21 protein-coding genes and 1 riboswitch are annotated in these 22837 nt (G+C 38.1%); of the genes, 18 read left to right on the top strand and 3 right to left on the bottom strand.

Going from position 1 to position 22837, the window contains the following annotated elements; all coding sequences use genetic code 11:
* Positions 1-6: 6 nt before the first annotated feature.
* From CIW83_RS23790 to CIW83_RS13380, 7 genes are all read left to right on the top strand, one after another.
* The gene (locus CIW83_RS23790; RefSeq protein ID WP_235601336.1) at positions 7-330 is read left to right on the top strand and encodes a hypothetical protein; all 324 of its coding nucleotides are present in this window, start codon (positions 7-9) and stop codon (positions 328-330) included.
* Between the two features lie 210 nt (positions 331-540).
* Positions 541-969, top strand: a complete 429-nt coding sequence (gene rplM / locus CIW83_RS13355) for a 50S ribosomal protein L13 (RefSeq protein ID WP_094901969.1) — start codon at positions 541-543, stop codon at positions 967-969.
* Between the two features lie 25 nt (positions 970-994).
* A complete protein-coding gene (gene rpsI, locus CIW83_RS13360) occupies positions 995-1387 on the top strand; it encodes a 30S ribosomal protein S9 (protein ID WP_094901971.1) in 393 nt (130 codons plus the stop codon).
* A gap of 623 nt (positions 1388-2010) precedes the next feature.
* Positions 2011-2172, top strand: coding sequence for a hypothetical protein (locus CIW83_RS22285; protein WP_158220120.1), 162 nt, complete (start codon positions 2011-2013; stop codon positions 2170-2172).
* Complete coding sequence (locus tag CIW83_RS13370) at positions 2124-3551, top strand: hypothetical protein (RefSeq protein ID WP_094901975.1); 1428 nt, start codon at positions 2124-2126, stop codon at positions 3549-3551. Before CIW83_RS22285 ends, CIW83_RS13370 begins: the two co-directional genes overlap by 49 nt.
* 649 nt (positions 3552-4200) lie before the next feature.
* Complete coding sequence (locus tag CIW83_RS13375; protein ID WP_094901977.1) at positions 4201-4716, top strand: lipoprotein; 516 nt, start codon at positions 4201-4203, stop codon at positions 4714-4716.
* Between the two features lie 105 nt (positions 4717-4821).
* Complete coding sequence (locus tag CIW83_RS13380) at positions 4822-5376, top strand: LemA family protein (RefSeq protein WP_094901979.1); 555 nt, start codon at positions 4822-4824, stop codon at positions 5374-5376.
* A 669-nt stretch (positions 5377-6045) separates the two neighbouring features.
* On the opposite strand, the gene CIW83_RS13385 is transcribed toward CIW83_RS13380, so the two are convergent.
* Both CIW83_RS13385 and CIW83_RS13390 read right to left on the bottom strand, forming a co-directional pair.
* On the bottom strand, positions 6046-7146 hold the full coding sequence (locus CIW83_RS13385; RefSeq protein WP_201259880.1) for a sensor histidine kinase: 1101 nt from the start codon (positions 7144-7146) through the stop codon (positions 6046-6048).
* 172 nt (positions 7147-7318) lie between these two features.
* Positions 7319-8044: a LytTR family DNA-binding domain-containing protein gene (locus tag CIW83_RS13390; RefSeq protein ID WP_094901981.1), complete on the bottom strand. Its 726-nt coding sequence runs from the start codon at positions 8042-8044 to the stop codon at positions 7319-7321.
* Positions 8045-8501: 457 nt separating this feature from the next.
* Here CIW83_RS13390 and CIW83_RS13395 point away from each other — a divergent pair, with 457 nt between their 5' ends.
* The 5 genes from CIW83_RS13395 to cwlD all read left to right on the top strand — a co-directional run bounded on the left by CIW83_RS13395 (position 8502) and on the right by cwlD (position 14984).
* Positions 8502-9044, top strand: a complete 543-nt coding sequence (locus CIW83_RS13395; RefSeq protein WP_094901983.1) for a LemA family protein — start codon at positions 8502-8504, stop codon at positions 9042-9044.
* 98 nt (positions 9045-9142) lie between these two features.
* Complete coding sequence (locus CIW83_RS13400) at positions 9143-9493, top strand: hypothetical protein (RefSeq protein WP_143598564.1); 351 nt, start codon at positions 9143-9145, stop codon at positions 9491-9493.
* Positions 9490-12465, top strand: a complete 2976-nt coding sequence (locus CIW83_RS13405; protein ID WP_094901987.1) for an MBG domain-containing protein — start codon at positions 9490-9492, stop codon at positions 12463-12465. The genes CIW83_RS13400 and CIW83_RS13405 overlap by 4 nt, the downstream gene beginning before the upstream one ends.
* Positions 12450-13526, top strand: coding sequence for an S-layer homology domain-containing protein (locus CIW83_RS13410; protein ID WP_094901989.1), 1077 nt, complete (start codon positions 12450-12452; stop codon positions 13524-13526). Before CIW83_RS13405 ends, CIW83_RS13410 begins: the two co-directional genes overlap by 16 nt.
* 825 nt (positions 13527-14351) lie before the next feature.
* Complete coding sequence (gene cwlD, locus CIW83_RS13415; protein ID WP_094901991.1) at positions 14352-14984, top strand: N-acetylmuramoyl-L-alanine amidase CwlD; 633 nt, start codon at positions 14352-14354, stop codon at positions 14982-14984.
* 457 nt (positions 14985-15441) lie between these two features.
* Here the strand turns inward: cwlD and CIW83_RS13420 are convergent, their stop codons facing one another.
* Entirely contained in the window at positions 15442-16572 is a 1131-nt protein-coding gene (locus CIW83_RS13420; protein ID WP_094901993.1) for an aldo/keto reductase, read from the bottom strand.
* A gap of 138 nt (positions 16573-16710) precedes the next feature.
* Between CIW83_RS13420 and gcvT the strand changes: the two genes are divergently transcribed.
* Genes gcvT through CIW83_RS23795 form a run of 6 tightly spaced genes read left to right on the top strand, consistent with a single transcriptional unit; the run spans position 16711 to position 22427 of the window.
* Positions 16711-17805: a glycine cleavage system aminomethyltransferase GcvT gene (gene gcvT, locus CIW83_RS13425; RefSeq protein ID WP_094901995.1), complete on the top strand. Its 1095-nt coding sequence runs from the start codon at positions 16711-16713 to the stop codon at positions 17803-17805.
* Between the two features lie 19 nt (positions 17806-17824).
* Positions 17825-18208, top strand: coding sequence for a glycine cleavage system protein GcvH (gcvH, locus tag CIW83_RS13430; protein ID WP_094901997.1), 384 nt, complete (start codon positions 17825-17827; stop codon positions 18206-18208).
* Between the two features lie 3 nt (positions 18209-18211).
* Positions 18212-19558 (top strand): aminomethyl-transferring glycine dehydrogenase subunit GcvPA, encoded by a 1347-nt coding sequence (gene gcvPA / locus CIW83_RS13435; protein WP_094901999.1) that lies wholly within the window; start codon positions 18212-18214, stop codon positions 19556-19558.
* The gene (gene gcvPB / locus CIW83_RS13440) at positions 19555-21009 is read left to right on the top strand and encodes an aminomethyl-transferring glycine dehydrogenase subunit GcvPB (RefSeq protein WP_094902001.1); all 1455 of its coding nucleotides are present in this window, start codon (positions 19555-19557) and stop codon (positions 21007-21009) included. The genes gcvPA and gcvPB overlap by 4 nt, the downstream gene beginning before the upstream one ends.
* A 9-nt stretch (positions 21010-21018) precedes the next feature.
* Positions 21019-21939 carry an NAD(P)/FAD-dependent oxidoreductase gene (locus CIW83_RS13445; protein ID WP_235601337.1) on the top strand — a complete coding sequence of 307 codons (921 nt, stop codon included), beginning with the start codon at positions 21019-21021 and terminating at the stop codon, positions 21937-21939.
* Positions 21940-21998: 59 nt separating this feature from the next.
* Entirely contained in the window at positions 21999-22427 is a 429-nt protein-coding gene (locus CIW83_RS23795; RefSeq protein ID WP_235601338.1) for a hypothetical protein, read from the top strand.
* An 85-nt stretch (positions 22428-22512) separates the two neighbouring features.
* Positions 22513-22698, top strand: a riboswitch (cobalamin riboswitch).
* The last annotated feature ends 139 nt before the right edge of the window (positions 22699-22837 follow it).

Below are 22837 nucleotides of genomic sequence, written 5' to 3' on the forward strand. Positions count from 1 at the left end.
GATAAGATGATAGAAGCTTCGAAACATTTAATAGGGACTCATGACTTCGCTACATTTATGGCTGCAAATTCAGATGTAAATAGTACAATTAGAACAATCTATAATATATCAATAGAAAAAAACAAGGATCTAATAGAATTTAATATAGAGGGAAATAGTTTTTTAAGAAATATGGTAAGGATAATAGTGGGTACATTGCTTTACGTTGGATTTGGAAAGATAAAGAAACAGGATTTACCAAAGATAATTTTAGATAGAAGGAGAGAAGGGGCAGGACCAACAGCCCCGCCACAAGGATTATTTTTAGAAAAAGTTTTTTATAATCCATAAGAAAATTCTCGCTTGTTCTTTTTAAAAAAGAACTTGACCTATATGGGTTTGAAAAAATTATCTATAATATTTTGATAAAAACTTTTTATACTATTAAAAAACGTCTTGACATAGATAATTACTTGTATTAGAATATATTAGAGTGTTTTAAAAAAGCCCCGGAACTTTTTTAACCTTGACTACTCAACGTTGGTATAAGGAGGGAAAATGATGAAAAGCTTTATGGCTAAAACAAACGAAGTTGATAGAAAATGGTATGTAATAGATGCAGAAGGCAAAGTGTTAGGAAGATTAGCTACAGAAGTAGCTACAATATTGAGCGGGAAAAACAAGCCAATATATACTCCTCATGTAGACACTGGTGATTTTGTTATTATCATAAATGCAGAGAAAATCAAATTAACTGGTAAAAAGTTAGAACAAAAAAGTCATTTCTACCACACTGGATATCCAGGAGGAGGAAGAGAAATATCATATAAGAGAATGATGGCAGAAAAACCAGAAATGGCTATCGAATTAGCAGTAAAAGGAATGCTTCCTAAAAATAGCTTAGGAAGAAAGATGATTAAGAAGTTAAAAGTTTATAGTGGAGCTGAGCATAATCACGAAGCTCAACAACCTGAAATATACGAATTTTAATGCTCACGAGAAAGGAGGACTGTAAGTGGCTAATATACAATTTTTTGGAACAGGAAGAAGAAAGACTTCTGTAGCAAGAGTTAGATTAGTACCAGGAAACGGTAATATTACTATAAATAAAAGAGATATCGGAGAATATTTCGATTATGAAACTTTAAGAGTAATTGCAAGAGAACCACTTGTTATTACTGAAACTATGGATAAATATGATGTTTTAGTAAATGTTGAAGGTGGTGGGTTCACAGGTCAAGCTGGTGCAATTAGACATGGTATAGCAAGAGCACTAATAGAATCAGACCAAGAGTTAAGACCTATACTTAAAAAAGCAGGACATTTAACAAGAGACTCAAGAATGAAAGAGAGAAAGAAATACGGTCTTAAGAAAGCAAGAAGATCACCACAATTTAGTAAGAGATAATATTTTTGTCGACTTACAAAAGAGTCGGTTCAAAATTACAAAGTATGTTTACGAAAGATACAGAGCGTCAGACTGGGAAACCAATCTGGCGCCTTTTATTTGTGTAAAAACAGATCCCCCGCCACAAAGATATCCCCAATTAAGAAACTTTTATTCCCCGCAGGCCAGTAAAATCAATATATATAAAAATATAAATAAATATCCTCCCTATGCATATCGCACTTACGACTCATAAAATTGTATCTTTTTTCCACGAGCAAACTCGCTTGTCATTTTCTCATTTTTTATCTCTTTTTTTCTATTTTTTAAGTAAATGCAACCCACGAGCAAACTTGTGTGTAACTGGACAATTTACGAAATACAAAATCTCTCAAACATTTATGTTTGGGGGATTTTTTTATGCTTTTCCACGATATGAGCCATACTTTTAGTGTAAAGCCTACAAAAGGGTGAAATGGTACTAATCTTCCTCACTTTGGATGCTTGTCTGTTTTTGCGGTTATCATCTTATATCATGTTTCATGTCGAAAAAATCATGTTTCATGCAGCGGACGGTTTTTTTCGAGAAACATCCGCTACAATGAAAACACGAAAGCAAAACAAAAAATCAAGGAGGAAAAATAATGAAAAAACGAATTATGGGCATACTGCTCACCCTGTGCATGGTACTCTCCATACTGCCGATGACGGCTTTCGCTGGATGTCCGATGGATGTGTTGATCGGAACAAATGAGCCGTGGGCGGTGACGAGAACCTTTGTCGTAGCGATGCCTTTGACGGAATAGGGGAGATTTATGAACATAAAAAAGGTGGAATCATCTCCCATACCAAAAATAGGGAGTGGTGGGCAAATGGCGTTCAAATAAGGCAGGGCGATGTTTTCAAGCAGGTAGGGATATATGAAATGATCATGCGATCGGGTAATATTGTCGCAACGCCATATAATTTTGAAGTTGTCCCTCGCTTAGACCACGGATGGCAAAACGTCAGTGAGCTTACACTTATCACACCTCCGAAAACCACCTATCGCCAAGGGGCGGATCCGTTTGACCCAAGGGACATTGTCGTACGGGTTACTTTTAGGAACGGTCAGACACAGGATTTGGGCCACGAGGATTTAATGATTTTTGCAGGCTCCCGGGGTATGCGCAGTTACAAAGACGGGGTACGGGTTCTTCAGGGCTTCCGTTTTTTTGAAGCGGGCGAAAAAGATTTTATTGTAAAAGTGGCAAGCAAGCAATTAACCATCCCCTTTACCGTTACCCCTTTTGTTACCTCTGTGGAATTGACCCAGGAACCTCAGAAAAGCGGCAACCGCACAGATACAACGGTTCGTTCAAGCGACTTTGAAGTCCGTGCCACCTTCACAGACGGTAGTTCACAGCATATTAACGGCGACTGCCTCCGTATATTAGGAAACGGCAACCGACTTTTTTTCGGCGGAGAGTACGATTTCGGCACAAGTCCGGTTACAGTAAATATCACTATGGGAGATTTTTCTATACGGCGCGTACTGCATACGGTGGCGGGGCTTAACATCCTGTCATTCCCCCGAAAAACCACGTATAGCGTAGGCGAGGGCTTTGACAGCGCAGGGTTTAACGCCGTTATAAATGACGGTGGCAAAGACATCAACGTAAATGACAGAATCACCTTTTATATGGATAACGTGCAACTGACCCAGGGACGGGGGTTCACAACTGCCAGAAAAAATAGAGTAGTGGAAGTACGGTACGCCGGTAGAAAGGTGGCAGAATATACTATCCATGTATATGACAAGACTGAATCGGTGCAAGAAGCGTCTGTCCCAGCACCGATAAAATCCCCTGCCGCGGCTGTAACGGTGCCTGAAGTAAAAGTTCTAAATAACGAGGAATATGGGGGCGCGCCTTACCGCGATAAGCCGGATGGCAAAGTTTTAGGCACAATCCCCCAAGGCACAAAGGTTTTATTATTGGAGAAAAGGAGAGACGGATACGCGTGGGTTCGCTGGAACGGCATGGAGTATTATGTTTGGGCTGAAAGAATCGAAATTCCGGCCCCTGCATCAACTGCCGCATCGTTAACATCACCAACATCACCAAACGCTAATGCTGCTGTTTTAGAATCCGGCGATTACTATATGAAAATCGGCGACAGATATATTTACTGCGGGAGGGGATAATTATTGGCTTGAACTTTCATACGACAAGCCCGATAAGCCATTTAGCGTTAAACTTGTAAACAACAGCACTGACCGCGGGCTGGAATACACAATTATTTATGACGATCGTTATGTGTATATGGACACAAGCTGCCCGACATCCATGCAATTGCACTCGAATAATGTACCCCATTCGTGGAGAATCAACACGTATTCTAAATTCAGCACAATCAGGGATTACAAAAATCAAGCGCTGCTTGTAAACACCTTCGGGGGCGCAGTATTCGTTGCTTCCATCAGTGGTTCCGCTCCCGAATTAGGCAGAATCGTTTTCATCAAAGCTGATTAACGACCCACCGCGACGGCAAAGCGTAGATCGAGAGTCTGCACCTTGGTTATCAAAGAGATAATATTATTTTAAAGATGGTTAGAGCTAGGGAAAAAAATACCTCGTTATAGAATAGGAAATCGGATCATGTTTACTAAGGAATCTCTTATGAAGTGGATTAACAAACAAGAAGACAGAAATTGAAAATATTGTTAAAATCATATTTCATGTCGAAAAAAGCATGTTTCATGCAACCGCCGGATTTTTTAGAAGATTTTTGATAGATTGAATGTAAGGGAATGTTCCCTGTATACCAAAGTAAAACAAGATGGAGGATTTGAAATGAAAAAATTATTAGTACTTATGATGGCACTTGTTATGACATTTAGCCTTGCAGCCTGCGGAGGAGAGGCTGATGTAGTAACACCGCCAGCGAACCAGCCAGAGGCTTCGGTTGCGGATGAGCAGGCGAAAGCGGATGCGGATTACGTAAACCTGGAGGACTTTTTAAATCGAATTGTTGAAAATTATACCGAACAGCAGGAAATTGTCACATTATTGGAAGAAGTGAAAAGCGGTCAAAAAGAAGAAAGTGCGCTCTTGGACGCATACAGGAAGTTGGCAGAAGACTCCAATGGGATGCTTCAAGATATGGAAAACACAACATGGGAAACCAACTACTATAATGACCAGGTGGCGGCGCTCAATGAGTGTGTAGAAGTACTTGCGTTATATCAGCAAACATTGTATGAAGCAAGTGCAGAAAATGATGCCTCAAAGCTGGAAACAGTGGCCGAACTGCTAAATGATTTTGATGCAAAATTAGGCGCATTCCTTGACGCCATGGGTGTAGAGTAATTTAGCTGCAAAGAAATACAAGAAGTGTCTTTGATTTCTCAAAATCGGCAGGGGGTCTGAAAGGCTCCCTGCCTTTATAAAAACAGAAAGAGGAGAGAAAACACTATGCTGTCAACTTTCATTACAATCATCGTAATTGTCGCGGTCATTGTTCTATGGATTATCTCCACCCAGTGCAAACTGGTGATGCTGGAGGAGAATACCAGCAATGCCATGGGCCAGATCGGAGTGCAGCTTTCTAGCCGCTTCGATGCTCTGACGGCTCTTTTGGATTTGACAAAGGGCTATGCCAAGCACGAAAGCGAAACCTTGATTGAAACCATTAAATCCAGACGAAGCATAATTACAGCGAAATCCACACCGGATGATGTCATGCGCCAAGAGGGAATTATTTCCGAAGCGTTGGGGAGGATTGCCATGGTAACGGAGCAGTACCCGGAATTAAAGGCAAACCAAACCTATATTAAAACCATGGACGCAGTGCAGACCTTTGAAAACATGGTGCGCACTAGCAGGCTGATTTACAACGACAGCGTCACCAAGCTGAACCGTGAAATCCGAATGTTCCCTGTCTCAATGATTTCCGGCATGCTGGGCTTTCCGAAAAGAGAGTATCTTGTTGAGCAGGCTGCTAAGACAGATATGCCCAGCATGAAATGAGGTGCCCCACAGGGTGAAGCTACGCGTGCTGAGGTTTCAGCGGTTCTGCGCCGCTTCGTGGAACTGACAATCTCCAGCGACACCCTTTAAGGTCAAAAGATAAATGAATTTGACAAATTGATATACTAGGAGAAATTGAAGTATATCACTTACACATTACAAAAATGTTGAAGAAAAAAATATACCAAGAATCATGGAGTCACAAGCCGTTTACACAGGATTTACACATGGTTAGTGATATGCGCCATTGAAATATGAATATTATAGTGCTAAGGATATTGAAAACACCATTGTATATAGTGTGTTTTGGACAATTTAATTCAGTACATCAATTATGTAAGAGATAATTTCATTGTCGACTTACAAAAGAGTAGGTTTACAATTACAAAGTATATTTACGAAATATACAGAGCGTCAGACTGGGAAACCAATCTGGCGCCTTTTATTTGTGCAAAATAACCTTCGCACGCCAGAAAGATATCCCATATCTTAAGCCCCCAATTCCCCGCAGACCAGTGAAATCAATATATATAAAAATATAAATAAATATCCTCCCTATGCATATCACACTTACGACTCATAAAATTGTGACTATTTTCCACGAGCAAACTAGTGTGTAAGTGCACATTTCAAAGTATATAAATAGCGGAAAATAAGTTAATTAAGAGATTATACAGTAGCTTGAAATATAAACCAGCCATCTTTAGTTGAAAACTGGAATACACCCCCATGCTTTTCCACAATATGAATCATGCTTTTTGTGCCAAAGCCATGCCCTTGCTTTTGTGATACTGGAAGTCCCTGATGGAATATTGGCTCTGCCTGATAGCTATTGCGTAGATCAATGCACAGCTTATTATTTTTGGAATACATACGCAACCGGATGATACGCTTGTTGTAGTCAGCTATCTGTTCACAGGCATGAATGGCGTTTTCCAAGGCATTTGACAATAGCGAGCAAAGCTCAGTATCGCTAAAGGGAAGTGAATCAGGCAGTTTCGCATCCACAGTCAGCATGATTTCCGCTTGTTTCGCTTTAGTAGCGAAAGCGGACAAAATTAGGTTGACGGTTTCGCTTTCGCAAAAGAGTAAGGGCGTGATGGCATCCATGTCGGACTGGGCAGTTCGTAGGTACTCTTTAATCCCCTCTATGTGTTCTTTGGAGGCCAGTCCCTGTAAAAGTGCAAAATGGTGGCGCATATCATGCCGATAGGATGCGGCGTTCTGCTGTAACTGCCTCAGAGAAGCAAACTCTGTCTGCGCCAACCGAAACTGTGCATCTAGCATATCCCGTTCTCTTTGGAGGTTTGCTTGTTTTTGTGTTTCAGCGTAGTAAAGGATAACAAACACAAAATAGAAAACTGATATTGTTGAGGGCATGAATTGTACCGCCCATTCAGCACCGCTGTAAAGCACATCGGTGTAGATGGCGGTTATATAGTCGAACAGGTAGTAAAAAAGCGGAACTCCGCCTAAAAGTAAGCAAGACTTATGGGACTTTTCCATCAACTGCCGGACAGATCCGGCCACATATCTTTTCAAGAAATAATAGGCCAGAAACACTGATCCAATATAAAAAATGTGGTCTGCAAGTCTGCTGCCCAAAGCGGCACCCGCAAGAAAACCAAACCAGCGCGGAGCCTGACAGCAGAGATAACTCGATAGCACGCTGATAGCGGATATGAGCCAAGGACGCTTATAGTATAGAGAGAATATAAATATCAGCGGCAGATGGATAATCAGTGGATACAGCTTTGATGTCAAATCCAAGCCCAAAAGCCACCAACTGGCGGTTTGAACGAAAAGGAAAATGACACAGAGCAAGCCTGTGACGAGCCTGTTTTTTTCGTGAGTTCTATTCCCGCAAAGAGAACCGATACCGTTATACCAAAGACCAAAGAAACTCCAAATCGTAAGAGGCCTATCACTGTTACTATCATAATCATTCCTCCTCCATTTGATAACGCAGATATTGCTGCTTTATCTCTCGCGCCTTGCCTTGTGCAATAGGTATAGTGGAGAGGGTCTGTAAGGTGATCTGATGGTTTTCGATGGTATCCACATACTGCATATTCACAAGATAGGAGCGGTGAGGTTTGATAAAACACCCATATTTCAGCAGTGTATCGCAGACAGAGGAAAAAAGCTCCGTACATTCGACCACCTTGCCAGAGTGCAGATGATATAGGACGTTTCTGCGGATGACCTCGACAAAGCTCAAATTGGAGATCAGTATTTTTTGAACCCCCTCATTGCTCTTTACTATGAGTGCATCCTCTTCTTCTTTCACTTTGATTTGCTCCAGTAGATCATCCAAGGTAAAGAATAGCTTCTCCTTTGAAATTGGTTTGAGTACATAGTTGATAGCTTTAACGGAATAGCTCTCCAAAGCAAATTCGGGCGATGAGGTAAAGAATAAAATCGGTGCGGTTTTGTCAAAGGTGCGGATTTCCTTTCCCACATCAATGCCCGTTAAGCCCGGCATAATAATATCCAGAAAGTATATATCAAACTGTTTTCCTTTTTCCAAGACTGAAACCAGCTCAAATCCGTTTGAAAAAACAGCATATTCGCAGCTTAGATGTTTTGATGTTCGGTACAGGTCTATAAGCTGTACCATATTGGATAGTTCGTCAATATTATCATCACAGACCGCAATCTGGAGCATAATAATTCCTCCATTTCTCTATTATTCTATCTCTGCATAATAATTTTATCATAAAAATCGAATATTTGAAACATGATTCATGCCAAAAAAATCATGTTTCATGCAGGAAGTGGGTTTTTTAGATAGATTTTGATAGATTGAAGATGTAAAACAAAATCTTTACTTGAAACAAGATTTCTATAGGGGGAGGATATACTCTGGCTCTTCACCAAGTTCCCTATGGTGAGACAATAAAATATCTTGATACCGAAGCGTATATGAGCCATTGGACTGTTTTTGACCGCAATGGCAAGATTGTGGTTGACAATGTTCAAAAGAACAATTTTTACCTTCTTAACAATGCTTATGGCTATGCGAACGGGCACGTCTATTTTGGGGGCGAAAGCTACAAAGTTCCTTAACTTAAATTGGACGTAGTCTGTCTATGCGGTAAAAAATAAACAAGGAGGACCCTATTATGTTGCCAACTTTCATCACAATCATCGTAGTTTTTGCGGTCATTGTTCTATGGACAATCTCTACACATCGCAAACTGGTCGTGCTGGATGAGCATATCGGCAATGCCATGAGTCAGATCGGAGTGCAGCTATCAGTACGTTTTGACGTCATCATGGCTCTTTTGGATTTAACAAAAGGATATGCTAAGCTTGAAAGCGAAACACTGATTGAAACCATTAAATCCAGACGAAGCATAATTACAGCGAAATCCACACCGGATGAAGTAATGCGTCAGGAAGAGATTATTTTCAATGCGCTGGGCAGGATTGCCATTGTAACGGAGCAATACCCGGAGTTAAAAGTAAATCAGACCTATATCAAAACCATGGACGCGGTGCAGACCTTTGAAAACATGGTGCGCACCAGCCGGCTGATTTATAACGACAGTGTGTCAAAGATGAACCGTGAAATTCGAATGTTCCCAGTATCTGCTGTTGCTGGGATGCTGGGTTTTCGGAAAAAAGACTATCTGGAGGATCAGGCTGGCAAGGCGGATAACTAGAAAGTATAAAAAGGCAAGCAAAAGCCTTTCAAAGGAGGAAAACAAATATGATAAAAAGATTATTAAGTATATTTCTTTCACTATGCATGATATTGACTATGCTACCGCTTTCGGTAATGGCACAAGAAACATCTACAAACAATGGAGAAATGGGAGAAATTATTGCATTTGAACCACTTGAAGAAACAGAAATAACTGCCACTATCGGCACACTTATAGAGGATTTAGATTTGCCTGAAACATTGATAGTCACAGTTGTGCAATCAGATACGAATCAACAAACAGTAAGGGAAGAAGTATATAGCTCTGCATATGAAGATGTCCAAATTGACATTCCGGTGGTATGGGCTTCACAGCCAGAATATGACATGGACATCAAGGGCGAGTATGTCTTTAGGCCAGTGATTGAGGACTATGTATCAGTGCTGAACTGCCGGAGATTAGGGTGACGGTGGATGAGCTGCTGCCCACCTCAGTAGCGTTAGGGATGGTCAGTCCTTTGGCCGGTGTTACTTACAACATATGGGTGGGCGGTGTGCAGGTGACCGACGTTAACAAAGATAACATCAGCGGTACGGGCATTAGCGGAAATATCTCCTATAACCCTGTTACATCAACTCTTACACTGGATGGGGCAACAATCGCCGCAGTATACGAAAAAACAGAGAATGACTATTGGGGTGGTGAGGAAGAACATCAATATGGTGTATATGCAGACATCACTGACCTAAAAATGGTGGTGACGGGGAACAACACAATAAGTTGTCCAGATGCAAGTGATAAATTTAGTTATGGTATCTATACCAAAGGTGCATTGGAAATTTATGGCACTGGTAGTCTATATGCCAATAGCGGAAAAGGAAGTGTCAGCTATGGCATTTACAGTAATGGTGAACTCACAATCAAAAGCGGAACAATCACCGGTATCAGTTATGCTACTTGGACATCAATTGGTATATTCGGCAATAAAATAAATATTACTGGAGGCAATGTGACTGCTAATAGTACTGGAGGTTCCGCTACGGCAATGGTAGCAAATAGTTATAATATTACCGGAGGTAAAATTAGTGTAACTGGAAAAACGGGTCTATCTGCTAATATGCAAACATATCCAATCAACATCTCCGGCGGTGAGGTAAACGCGACCGGTACCACCTACTATGCAATATCCGGCGTACTGAACTTCAAAGGAGGCATGGTAATAGCCACAAGTGAACAAAAAGCTCTAAGCGGTACATTGAACCTTATAAAGGGTATTGCCACAGCTGGCACCAACAAGGATGGAAGCAATGTGGGTCCCTATGATGCAGATAATCTTCCAAACTACAAATACCTCAAAATTGAGCCAGTTCCAGATACTACAGTCAGCAACTTGGATTTGACAGGCAAATTGACTCCTCCAGCAATCGGCGGCACACCAACCACATCCATCATGGATGAGCAGTATACCGGAACCCTTGTATGGAGTGACAATCCAACAATGTTCCTTGGCAATACGGTTTACACCGCCACTATAACTCTGACAGCAAAAGATGGTTACACCTTTTCAGGAGTAGCTGAAAATACTTTCTCTTACGATGGAGCAACCAGCGTTACCAGTAGCATAGGCTCAGATCAAATTATGACTGTAACCATTGTGTTTCTTCAAACCATGGCAAGAACATTGCAAGAAATCACTATTACTACACCACCTACTAAAACAACATATTATTATGGAGAAATCTTTGATAAGACTGGTATGATAGTGAAAGCATCTTATGACGATGGCACAAAAGATGAAGATTTTACCAACTATACAGTGGATAAAACAGAACCATTCACCCTAAGTGACAATTTAATTACCCTAACGGCAAATGGCACAACTATCGAAACCACTCAAGTTATTACTGTTACCAAGAAAACACCGACTAGGGCTGATTTGGTCTATGACTTAACTGCTGTAGACTACGACAGCACAGAAAAACCTGTGTCCATTATGGCAACACCTAATACGGCTTTGGGTGTAATTACTGTCAAATATAATGGCAGCACCACTGCTCCCGCAAATGCAGGCAATTATTTAATTACGGTAGATATTGCTGAAAGTACAGAATACAATGCAGCTACAGATTTATCCTTGGGTAATTATACCATCAATAAAATCGACTATAGGGGTAATTCAGCTTTGTCAGAAAGTATTTTAGTAGATGGAAAAATCGGATCAAGTATAACCCTTCCCGAAATTCCAGAAGGTTCAAACTACGGTACCCCAGTTGCTGGTGGCACAATTATGATGACCGATATGAGCATTTCAGGAACCACATTAACTTATACTGTACCTGCAAGCACAACAGGACAAAGTGGCACTATGACCATTCCTGTAACAGATGCGACTAATTACAAGGATTATGATATTGTTGTGACAATTACCTATACAGCTAAGACTCCACAGGTGATTTCTTATGCAACTACGACTATTACAAAGACTTATGGTGACGCAAAGTTCGTAAACTTTTTAACTCAAACTGATGTAAATGGTACAATAACCTATACAAGTGATGATAGCTCTGTAGCTACTGTCAATCCTTCCACTGGTGAGGTGACAATTGTTTCTGTAGGTGACGGAAGTGCAACCATCACTGCTACTGCTATGGAAACAGATACCCATGCACAGGCTAGGGCAAGCTATATTGTGACTGTTTCTAAAAAAGCACTTACTCTAAAAGTGGATGATAAGAATATGATACAAGGAGATGAATTACCAGACTTTACTTTTACAACTATAGGCTTAGTGAACGGTGATAATGTGATAGCACCCCCTACTATTTCTACCACAACTAATGGAGCTACTGTAGGAGATTTTGACATTACCCCTTCCAGTGGAGTGGTGGAAAATGCCTCAAGTTATGATATTACCTATACAAAGGGCACCTTAACTGTAACAGAGCGGCTATTCATTGCCACAGTAACAAACGGCACAGGCAGTGGAAACTATGCAGAGGGCGTGATTGTTACGATTACAGCAAATGACAGAAGTGGCTGTACATTCACAGGTTGGAGCAGTACGGACGTAACCTTTGATAATGTAGCCACAAAGACAACGGCATTTACCATGCCAGCAAAAGCAGTAACCGTGACCGCAAACTATCGTCAAAACAGCTCTGATGATTCCGGCAATTTTGGGGGTTATAGTGGCGGCTCTGGCAGCAGTAGTACAAGCTCCTCAAACAACAGTAGCTTTGTAATCGTTACCCCACCTGCAGCCGACAAACCTAATGATCCAACACAGGGAGAAATTAAGGTTCCCGGCACAGCAGACGGCAAGGGCAATATCACAGTAAATATCACTAACAAAACTGTGACCGATGCCTTTGACAAGCTCTCGAAGACGCCAAGAAAAACGGAAATGAGAAAAATGGAATCACAGTGGTTCTCCGTGTAGACACCGGTAGGAAGACCGGCTCTAATGTCACGGTTAATCTTCCAAAGACTGTGCAGGACACCATCATTGCGAAGAAAATAGTCAACACAATTGTGGTGATGGACAACCCCGACATCAGAATCGGCATGGATTTGCCTACCGTGCAGGAAATCAACAAGCAAGCAAAATCTGATGTGAATATTACCGCCACCCGCAAGGACAGAGACAAATTGACTGGTGATGGGAAAAAAGCGATTGGCAGTCGTCCGGTATTTGACCTCAAGGTAAACTACGGTAACGGCAAGGAGGTTAGCAGCTTCAGAGCAGGCAGCGTATCAGTAACCATCCCGTACACCCTCCGCGCAAATGAGAAGGCAGGGAATGTACAGGCTGTCTATGTAGATGGCAATGGAAAAGTACACTGGCTCGTAAACTCGGTCTATGACAGTATGGAAAAGGTGTTGCGTTTCAGCACCAACCACTTCTCCATTTATGGTGTAGGATACAAAGAAGATGCACCTGCATTTACGGACATTGCAAGTCACTGGGCAAAAGAAGATATTGAGTTTGTGATAAGTAACGGATTATTTAGCGGAACTTCCGCCACCACCTTTAGCCCTAATACTGCCATGACAAGAGGAATGTTCGTCACGGTGTTGGGAAGGCTGGCAGATGCCGATGTGAGCAATTACAATAAGAGCAGCTTCTCTGATGTGAATACCGATGCTTACTATATGGGGTACATTGAATGGGCGAGCAAAAACAGCATCGTAAAGGGAACTGGTAATGGGAAATTTGCACCTGATCAGTCCATTACACGTGAACAGATGGTGGTTATTATGCAGAACTACGCCAAGGTCGATGGATTTACAATGCCGAAAGTTCACGGAGAAAACACCTTTGCAGACAGCTCCAGAATCAGCGTCTACGCAAAGGATGCTGTGAAGCAGATGCAGATGGCAGGTGTAATCAGTGGTAAAAGTTGTAATCTTTTTGATCCACAGGGTACAGCCACTCGGGCAGAGGTTGCGGCAGTATTGCGCCGTTTTACAGAACTGGTGAGATCCAGCGACACCATATAGGCTTCTGGCTCATTGCCCGCCCGCAAGCTGGGCTTCACCATGAACTAGTAGGAACGCCTGAGCAACATAATCAGAAAAACCAGATAAATCATTTGATAAATGAAAAGGTGTACAGATAATAAAGATATAATCAATTTACGCACGATTTACACAAGAACAGAAGTTAGAAAATTGAAATTATCAATATATGGCATTTAAAGCGTATGTTCCCTACTATAAATAGTGTATTTGATACAAATTGATTTCGTACATCAATTCTGCAAGAGATAATTGCAAGCACTGGATAACCAGTGCTTTTTTTATGACCTAACTTAGCGAACGGAGTGAGCTTTAGTAGGTCAAACGCAATGAGCACCAAATTTATGCGACTGTAGGGAGCAAATAAATTTGAGTTGCGAAACTGCGTGATATGACCTAACTTAGCGAACGGAGTGAGCTTTAGTAGGTCAAACGCAATGAGCACCAACCTTAATATAGAATTTATCATTAGGAGTGTCTGCTAGGACCAAATTCATGCGAATGATAATGAGCCCTAAAGGACTATTGAATTATACCCTGCGGGGCGAATTAAGCTAGCAAATGAATTTGTGCAGTGAGACTGCGGAAAATGACCTAACACAGCGAAAGAGATTTTCTTTTCTATCCTTTGATAATTAATTTAGTTTTTCCTTGGAATATACTTTGTATATCTACAATATATTTCTATAGGAGGGGAGAGGAAAAGATGAAATTGATTATTATTAGAAAAAATATATCAGAATAGGTATTATATTCCTGGTAGCATTAATAGCTTTAGGATATGGAGCGATAAAAAAATATAAAATTATGCCAGTAACTTATCTACCAATATCAAATAAGGTTATTGCCATAGATCCTGGTCATGGAGGAGTAGATCCAGGTGCAGTAAGTAAAAATGGTATTAAAGAAGATGAAATAAATTTGGAAATAGCATTAAAACTAAAACGACTAATTGAACAAAGTGGAGGCATAGTTTTTATGACTAGATCTACGGACCAGGGACTGTATACATCAGAATCTAAGACACTTCGTCAAATGAAAACAGAAGACTTAAAAAAGAGAAGAGAACTTATAGACACTAGCACTAGTGAAATACTTATATCAATACATTTAAACAGCTTTACTAAATCGTACTATTATGGAGCCCAGACCTTTTATAAAAAAGGATCTGAAGAAGGCAAGCAGCTAGCATATATAATACAAGAGGAATTGAAAAATATATTAGATAAAGATAACAGAAGAGAACCTCAACAAAGAGATGATATATATCTATTAAAAGAAGTTAGCATACCAGCCGTACTAGTTGAATGTGGTTTTCTCTCAAATAGTGCTGAGGAAAAGTTATTGGTAGATGAATCATATCAAGAAAAAATAGCTTGGGCAATATATGTAGGTATAATGAATTATTTTAATGAAATAGATTCAAAACATGAATTTTAAGATGTTGATAAGAGTTGTGGATAATGTAATAAATTGTGAATAATAAATAATGTGTATTTATCAATGTTAGACAAATAAATAGTTAAGAGGAAATAGTAGGTTTACATAAATTATCCACGGTCAACTGTGGATAATGTGGATAAAGTGGATTAAAGGCCAAGATAATCCTTTATATTACTTTACTCTCTCATCATAACCTAGAGGAAAGTTCTTATTTAACTTTGATTTATTATAAAGAACTTTCCATCAAGGGTTCAAAGAAATCTATCTATAATACTTCAACGGAAGCTTTTTTATAACGAATAGGAAATTTCTATTTTAATGTCTTATATCAAGAACTTGACCTCAATAAGTTTTAAGCAGATTGCCGGAATTTTTGATTTCGTGTAAGTCGATTATGCAGTGGCCAAGAAAAGCTACCTTAAATAACCCATCAATAAACGATTTTTCTTATAACTTATCTTAAAACTTTGTCAGCATCTTTAAGAGATTTGATAATTTCAATATGCTGCGGGCATATTGATTCACATGCGCCACATTCAATACAGTTTTGAGCAGATTTTTCTAATTCAATAAGTCTATTGTAAGTATTCTTAGATTCTTGTTCGGTATTATAAACATAGACGTTATTATATAGTTCAAAGATATCAGGTATTTCTACGCTCTGTGGGCAAGGAAGACAATATTCACATCCCGTACAACCTACCTTAACATTTTGTGAATATATTTCAGTAACTTCGTCAATTAACCCTAATTCTTCTTTGGTTAAAGAATTTGGAGATGAATTTGAGCAAGTTTTAATGTTTTCCTTAACATGATCTATTGTTGACATACCAGATAGTACTACTGATACTTCTTCAAAATTTAAAATCCATTTCAATGCCCATTCAGCAGGAGTTCTTTTAATTTGACTTCTATTCCAAACTCCAGATATCTCTTCTGAAGCATTCGACAATTTTCCGCCTTTTATAGGTTCCATTATTACCAGGGAAATATTTTTGTCGGCAACATATTTCATGCCCTCGATTCCTGCCTGATAATGTCTATCCATGTAATTTAATTGTATCTGACAAAAATCCCAAGAATATGAGTCTACAATACTTTTAAATACATCTAAGCTATCATGGAAGGAAAATCCTGCATATTTAATTTTTCCATTTTTCTTAGCTTCATCAAGAAAATCTAGTACTTTCAAATCATAAATTTTTTCCCAAGTCTTTTCTGATAAGGCATGAAGAAGGTAAAAGTCAATATAATCGGTTTGTAATTTTTCTAATTGCTCGTCTAAATATTTTTGAAAATCATTATAGGATTCAACTAACCAAACAGGTAGTTTTGTTGCTAGATATACTTTTTCTCTATATCCATTTTTTAGAGCATTACCTACAAAGGCCTCACTATTGCCTTTATGATAAGGATAAGCAGTATCAATATAATTTACTCCATTATCAATGGCATAGTGTAACATATGGGTTGCTAAATTTTTATCAATCCTACCTGAATCACCCTCTAACGTTGGAAATCTCATGCATCCAAATCCTAATTGCGATACTTTTAACCTATCTTTAGTAAAATAACGGTATTGCATATTTTTACCTCCTCTTGTATAATTAAAGCGATACTACAATATTATAACATTTAATAATCTATAAATAAAATCAGTTTATTTTTTAGATAATAGGGTAACATATTCGTAGTATGAAAAAATAAGGGAAGGAGTGGTTAAATGGAAGCAAAAAAAACCCCATTATATGATGAGCACGTAGGCCTAGGAGGAAAAGTTGTTGATTATGCAGGATGGTATCTTCCGGTGCAATACGAGGGTTTAGTTGCAGAACATGAAGCAGTCAGAAATGCTGTAGGTTTGTTTGACGTATCCCACATGGGTGAAATCACTATTAAAGGGAAGGATGCTTTGGCATTTGTAGACTATCTTATGACAAATGATATATCTAAAGTAGTAGATAACCAAATAGTCTATACCTTCATGTGTACACCTGATGGAGGAGTAGTAGATGACTTATTAGTATACAAATTAGCTCATGATGATTTTTACTTAGTAGTAAATGCTTCAAATACGGCTAAGGATTATGAATGGATATTAGAGCAAAAAGGTAATTTTGACGTAGAAATCACTAACATTTCCGATACTGTTGGAGAAGTAGCAATACAAGGACCTCTAGCACAAAAAGTGTTACAAAAATTAACAGAGACTGATTTAAATACAATTACTTTCTTCACATTAAATAGGAAAGTTGATATCAATGGAGTAGAATGTATGATTTCCAGAACAGGATACACTGGGGAAGATGGTTTTGAAGTTTATACCACTAATGAAGGTATAGTAAAAGTGTGGAAAGATATACTTGAGGCAGGAAAAGAGGAAGGAATTAAACCATGTGGTTTAGGATGCAGAGATACACTTAGATTTGAAGCTTCATTACCATTATATGGTCATGAAATTTCAGCAGAAATAAATCCTCTTGAGGGTGGATTTAAGTACTTTGTAAAACTTGATAAGGCATCAGATTTCATAGGAAAAGAAGCTCTTAACAAGCAATGGAAAGAAGGACTTAAGAGAAAATTAGCGGGATTTGAAATGATTGATAGAGGAATTCCAAGAGAAGGCTATGAAATCCAAAAAGATGGCAAGATAATAGGACATGTTACTACAGGTTATATGTCACCAACTCTTAAGAAAAATATTGGTAATGCACTTATTGCACCTGAATATACAGAACTAGGTACAGAAGTTGACATTATGATAAGAAATAAGCCAGCTAAGGCTAAAATAATTAGTAAAAAATTCTTAAACAAATAACAAATTAGGAGGGTTAATAATGAAAGTTGCAAAAGGATTACATTACACTAAGGATCATGAATGGGTTAAAGTAGAAGGAAATTTAGCATTTGTAGGTGTTGCTGACTATGCACAACATCATCTAGGAGATATCGTATATGTAGAACTTCCAGAAATCGATGATGAAATTGAAAAAGAAGAAGCTTTCTCAGCTGTAGAATCAGTTAAAGCAGCAGCAGACATTTATATGCCAGTAAGTGGTAAAGTAGTAGAAGTAAATGAAGAATTAATAGATGACCCAGCTCTTTTAAATGCAGATCCATACGAGAACTGGATGATTAAAATAGAAATGACTAATAAAGATGAATTAGAAGAATTAATGACAAGTGAGGAATACGAAAAGTTTTTAGCTGAGGAGGAATAAAATATGTTTCCATATATCCCAACTACTCATGAAGATGAGCAGGAGATGCTGAAATCTATAGGACTTAACTCTCTAGATGATCTTTTCAATGATATTCCTAAGGATCTTCAATTAAATAGAGAATTAAATTTGCCTAATGCAAAATCTGAACTTGAAGTTCGTTCATATTTAACTGAATTAGCAAATAAAAACTGCTCTACTAGTAAGATGGCTTGTTTTCTTGGTGCAGGAGCATATGATCATTATATTCCTTCAATAATAAATCATATTATTTCAAGGTCAGAATTTTATACATCATATACACCATATCAACCAGAAATAAGTCAAGGAACATTACAATATATATTTGAATTCCAGACACTTATATGTAATTTAACTGGAATGGATGTTGCAAATGCGTCACTATATGATGGTGGTACTGCCATTACTGAAGCTGCTTTAATGGCTGCAGCATCTGCAAGAAAAGATGAAATTATAATTTCAAAGACAGTAAGACCAGAGTCAATTCAAGTCCTAAAAACTTATGCACACGTGCAGGGATTAAAGGTTATTGAAGTAGATATGAAGGATGGAGTTACTGATTTAGAGGAATTAGATAAATTAGTAACTGATAATACTGCAGCAGTAATAGTTCAAAGTCCAAACTTCTTTGGTATAATCGAGGACTTAAAAGCTACTGGAGAAATTACTCATAAAGCTAAGAAAGCTAGCTTTATAGCATCTGTTGATCCAATATCTCTTGCTATTCTAAAGAAACCTAGTGAATTAGGTGTTGATGTAGTAGTAGGAGAAGCTCAAGGTATGGGTATACCTGTATCTTTTGGTGGACCATACTTAGGATTTATAGCTGCTAAATCAGACTATATGAGAAAATTGCCTGGTAGAATAGTAGGACAGACAGAAGATAAAAATGGTAAAAGATCTTTTGTTTTAACACTTACAGCCAGAGAGCAACATATAAGAAGAGAAAAAGCTACTTCCAATATTTGTTCAAATCAAGGATTAAACGTATTAGCTGCTACTATCTACATGGTGACTTTAGGTAAGGAGGGACTTAAAGAAGTTGCTCTTCAAAGTACCAAAAAAGCTCATTATGCCTTTGAACAAATTACTAAATCAGGTAAATATAAACCAGTTTTTGATAAACCATTCTTTAAAGAATTTGCCGTTACATCTGATATAGATGCTGATAAGATAAATAAGGATTTAATAGAAGAAAATATAATAGGTGGCTATCACCTAGGTAAAGATTATCCCCAATTTAATAATGCTGTCCTATATGCAGTAACAGAAAAGAGGACTAAGGATGAAATAGATAAATTGAGTAGTGTATTGGAGGGGATAAAATGAGAAAATATGATAAGTTAATATTCGAATTATCTAAGCCAGGAAGAAAAGCTTATAATCTTCCAGCACTAGATGTAGAGGATAAAGATATAAAGAATTTTATTCCAGAAGAATTTTTATCTGATTCAGAACTTGAATTTCCAGAACTATCTGAAGTTGATGTAGTGAGACACTATACAAATCTATCAAATAAAAATTATGGTCTAGATACTGGATTCTATCCACTTGGATCTTGTACTATGAAGTACAATCCAAAGATTAATGAAGACACTACTAGATATGATGGATTTGCAAATCTTCATCCATATCAATCAGAATGTTGTACTCAAGGCGCACTACAATTAATGTATGAATTAGATAGATCATTATCAGAAATAGCAGGTATGGATAAGATGAGTTTACAGCCAGCAGCTGGTGCTCATGGTGAATTAGCAGGTATCATGGTTATAAAGGCATACCATGAAAAGAATGGAGATTTTAATAGAAATAAAATCATAGTTCCAGACTCAGCTCATGGTACTAACCCAGCTACAGCAGCAATGGCTGGATATAAAATAGTAGAAGTTAAATCAACAAAAGATGGTTTAGTAGACTTAGAAGCACTTAAAGCAGTAGTTGGAGATGATACAGCAGGACTAATGCTTACAAATCCAAATACTCTTGGAATATTTGATAAGAATATTAAAGAAATAGCTAAAATTGTACACGATGCTGGTGGCCAATTATACTATGATGGAGCTAATGCTAACGCTATCCTTGGTCATGCAAGACCTGGAGATATGGGATTTGACGTAGTTCACTTCAATCTTCATAAGACTTTTTCAACACCTCATGGTGGTGGAGGACCAGGGTCAGGACCAATAGGAGTTAAGAAACATCTTGAAGAATTCTTACCAGTTCCAGTGGTACAAAAAGACGGAGATAGATACTATCTGGATTACAATGTACCACATACTATAGGTAAAGTTAAAGATTTCTTCGGACATTTTGGCATATTAGTTAGAGCTTATACCTATATTCTAACAATGGGTAGTGATGGATTAAAGAAAGCTAGTGAAATAGCTGTATTAAATGCTAACTATATGGCTAATAAATTAAAAGAACATTTCTATTTACCAATAGATACATTATTTAAGCATGAATTTGTATTAGGTGGATTAAAGGATACATTATCTGAAGTAACTACATTGGATATAGCTAAGAGATTGCTTGACAAGGGCTATCATCCACCAACAGTTTACTTCCCATTAATTATTAATCAAGCAATTATGATTGAGCCAACAGAAACTGAATCTAAAGAAACGCTTGATGAATTCATCGATGCTATGATTACAATCTCTAAAGAGGCAAACGAAAGTCCACAGTTATTAAAGGATGCTCCTTTAAACACTATTGTAAGCAGGCCAGATGAAACAAAAGCAGCTAGATTCCCAGTGCTTAAATACGAAGGGTAGGTGTACCATTTGACTAAAACTATTGCAGTTATAGGAGCTGGTCCAGGAGGCTATGTAGCGGCAATAAGAGGAGCTCAACTTGGTGCAAATGTAATCTTAATAGAAAATAGAGAAGTAGGGGGTACATGCCTTAATAGGGGCTGTATCCCTACTAAAACATATTTTAGAAATGCAGAGATTATGTCCAGTTTTAAAAGAGCTGCTGAGTTTGGAATTACAGCAGGAGAATTTAAAATGGATGGAAAAGCACTACAAGAGAGAAAAAATAAAGTTGTAAATACTTTAGTAGGAGGTATTGAACAACTTATATCCTCTTATAAAAACATAGAGTTTTTACGTGGAACAGCTAATATAAAAAATAAAAATAATATTTCTGTAGAATTAAAAGATGGAAGTAAAAAGGAAATAACTGTGGATAATATAGTTATAGCTACAGGTTCTAAACCACAAATGACCGAAACAAAAGGAGTTGATTTAGAAGGGGTAATCACGTCTGATGAGCTTCTAGAGATGGAAGAGATTCCAGAAACGTTAATTGTAGTAGGTGGTGGAGTAATAGGTTTAGAGTTTGCAAGCATTTATCAAGAACTAGGCTCCCAAGTAATTCTTTTAGCATCTAGGATTCTAAAGGATGCGGATAAGGAGATTTCAAGAAGATTAGTACCGATGTTGAAAAAACAAGGAATTGAAACATATGTTGATATTAGGGCTAAAGAAATCACCAAAGAGGGAGATAAACTTAGAGTTTTAGCCAAATATAAAGAAAAAGACGAAGAAATAGAAGTAATAGGAGATAAAGTACTTATTGCATCAGGAAGGGGTCCCGTAATAGAAGGATTAAACCTTGATGAATTAGGGATTAAATATGATGACAAAGGTGTTTTTGTAGATAATGAGTTTGAGACAAATATTTCTGGCATATATGCATAGGAGATGTAAATAGAGGAGTTCAATTAGCTCATGTGGCATCTGCACAAGGTGAATATGTAATGGAAAAAATAATGGGTCATACACCGGATGTCAACTTAGATATCTATCCGAATTGCGTATTTACAATGAATGAAGTAGCTCATGTAGGCTACACTGAGGAAGAGCTTAAAGAAAAAGGAATAGCTTATAAGGCTAGTAAGTTTATGTTTGCAGCTAATGGAAAGGCCTTATCTTTAGGAGAAGGAGAGGGAATAATAAAAATACTTGCTGGTGAAGAAGATAAGAAAGTTTTGGGAGTTCATATACTTGGACCTCATGCAAATGATTTAATTGCAGAAGGAACACTGGCTATAGCTAATGGATTGGATATATATAGTATAATGAGAACAATTCATGCCCATCCGACTCTTTCAGAAGCATTCTTTGAGGCTACATTGGGATTAGAAGATAAAGCGATTCATATAGCACCACCAAGAAAAAGAAGATAGAATATTCTATCTTCTTCTTGGTGAGATTAGTTCGTGCTACATATAGTTGACTGTAATAATAATATACTATATACTTGAATTGATAACTTAATAATTAGGTGAAGGTGCAGAGAAAAATATTCTTTGCTTAAAAGGGAAATAGGTGAAATGCCTATACGGTCCCGCCGCTGTAATGGGGAAGGATTTAAAACTAATGTCACTGAATAAATCGGGAAGACTTTAAGTCTTATGAACCAAAGTCAGAAGACCTGCCTTTACTTATGCACTAAAAAACTCTACGGTGGATAGGGGGTGTCAAAAGCAGATTTAAATATATAGGCAAATTATATATAATCTGTCTATTTATTTGTGCCTCCCAAAACACTCAAGTTTTGGGAGGTTTTTTGTAAATAAAAATTATAAAGGAGGAA

The sequence above is a fragment of the Tissierella sp. P1 genome (assembly GCF_002266425.1).
GTDB classification, from domain to species: Bacteria; Bacillota; Clostridia; order Tissierellales; family Tissierellaceae; genus Tissierella; species Tissierella carlieri.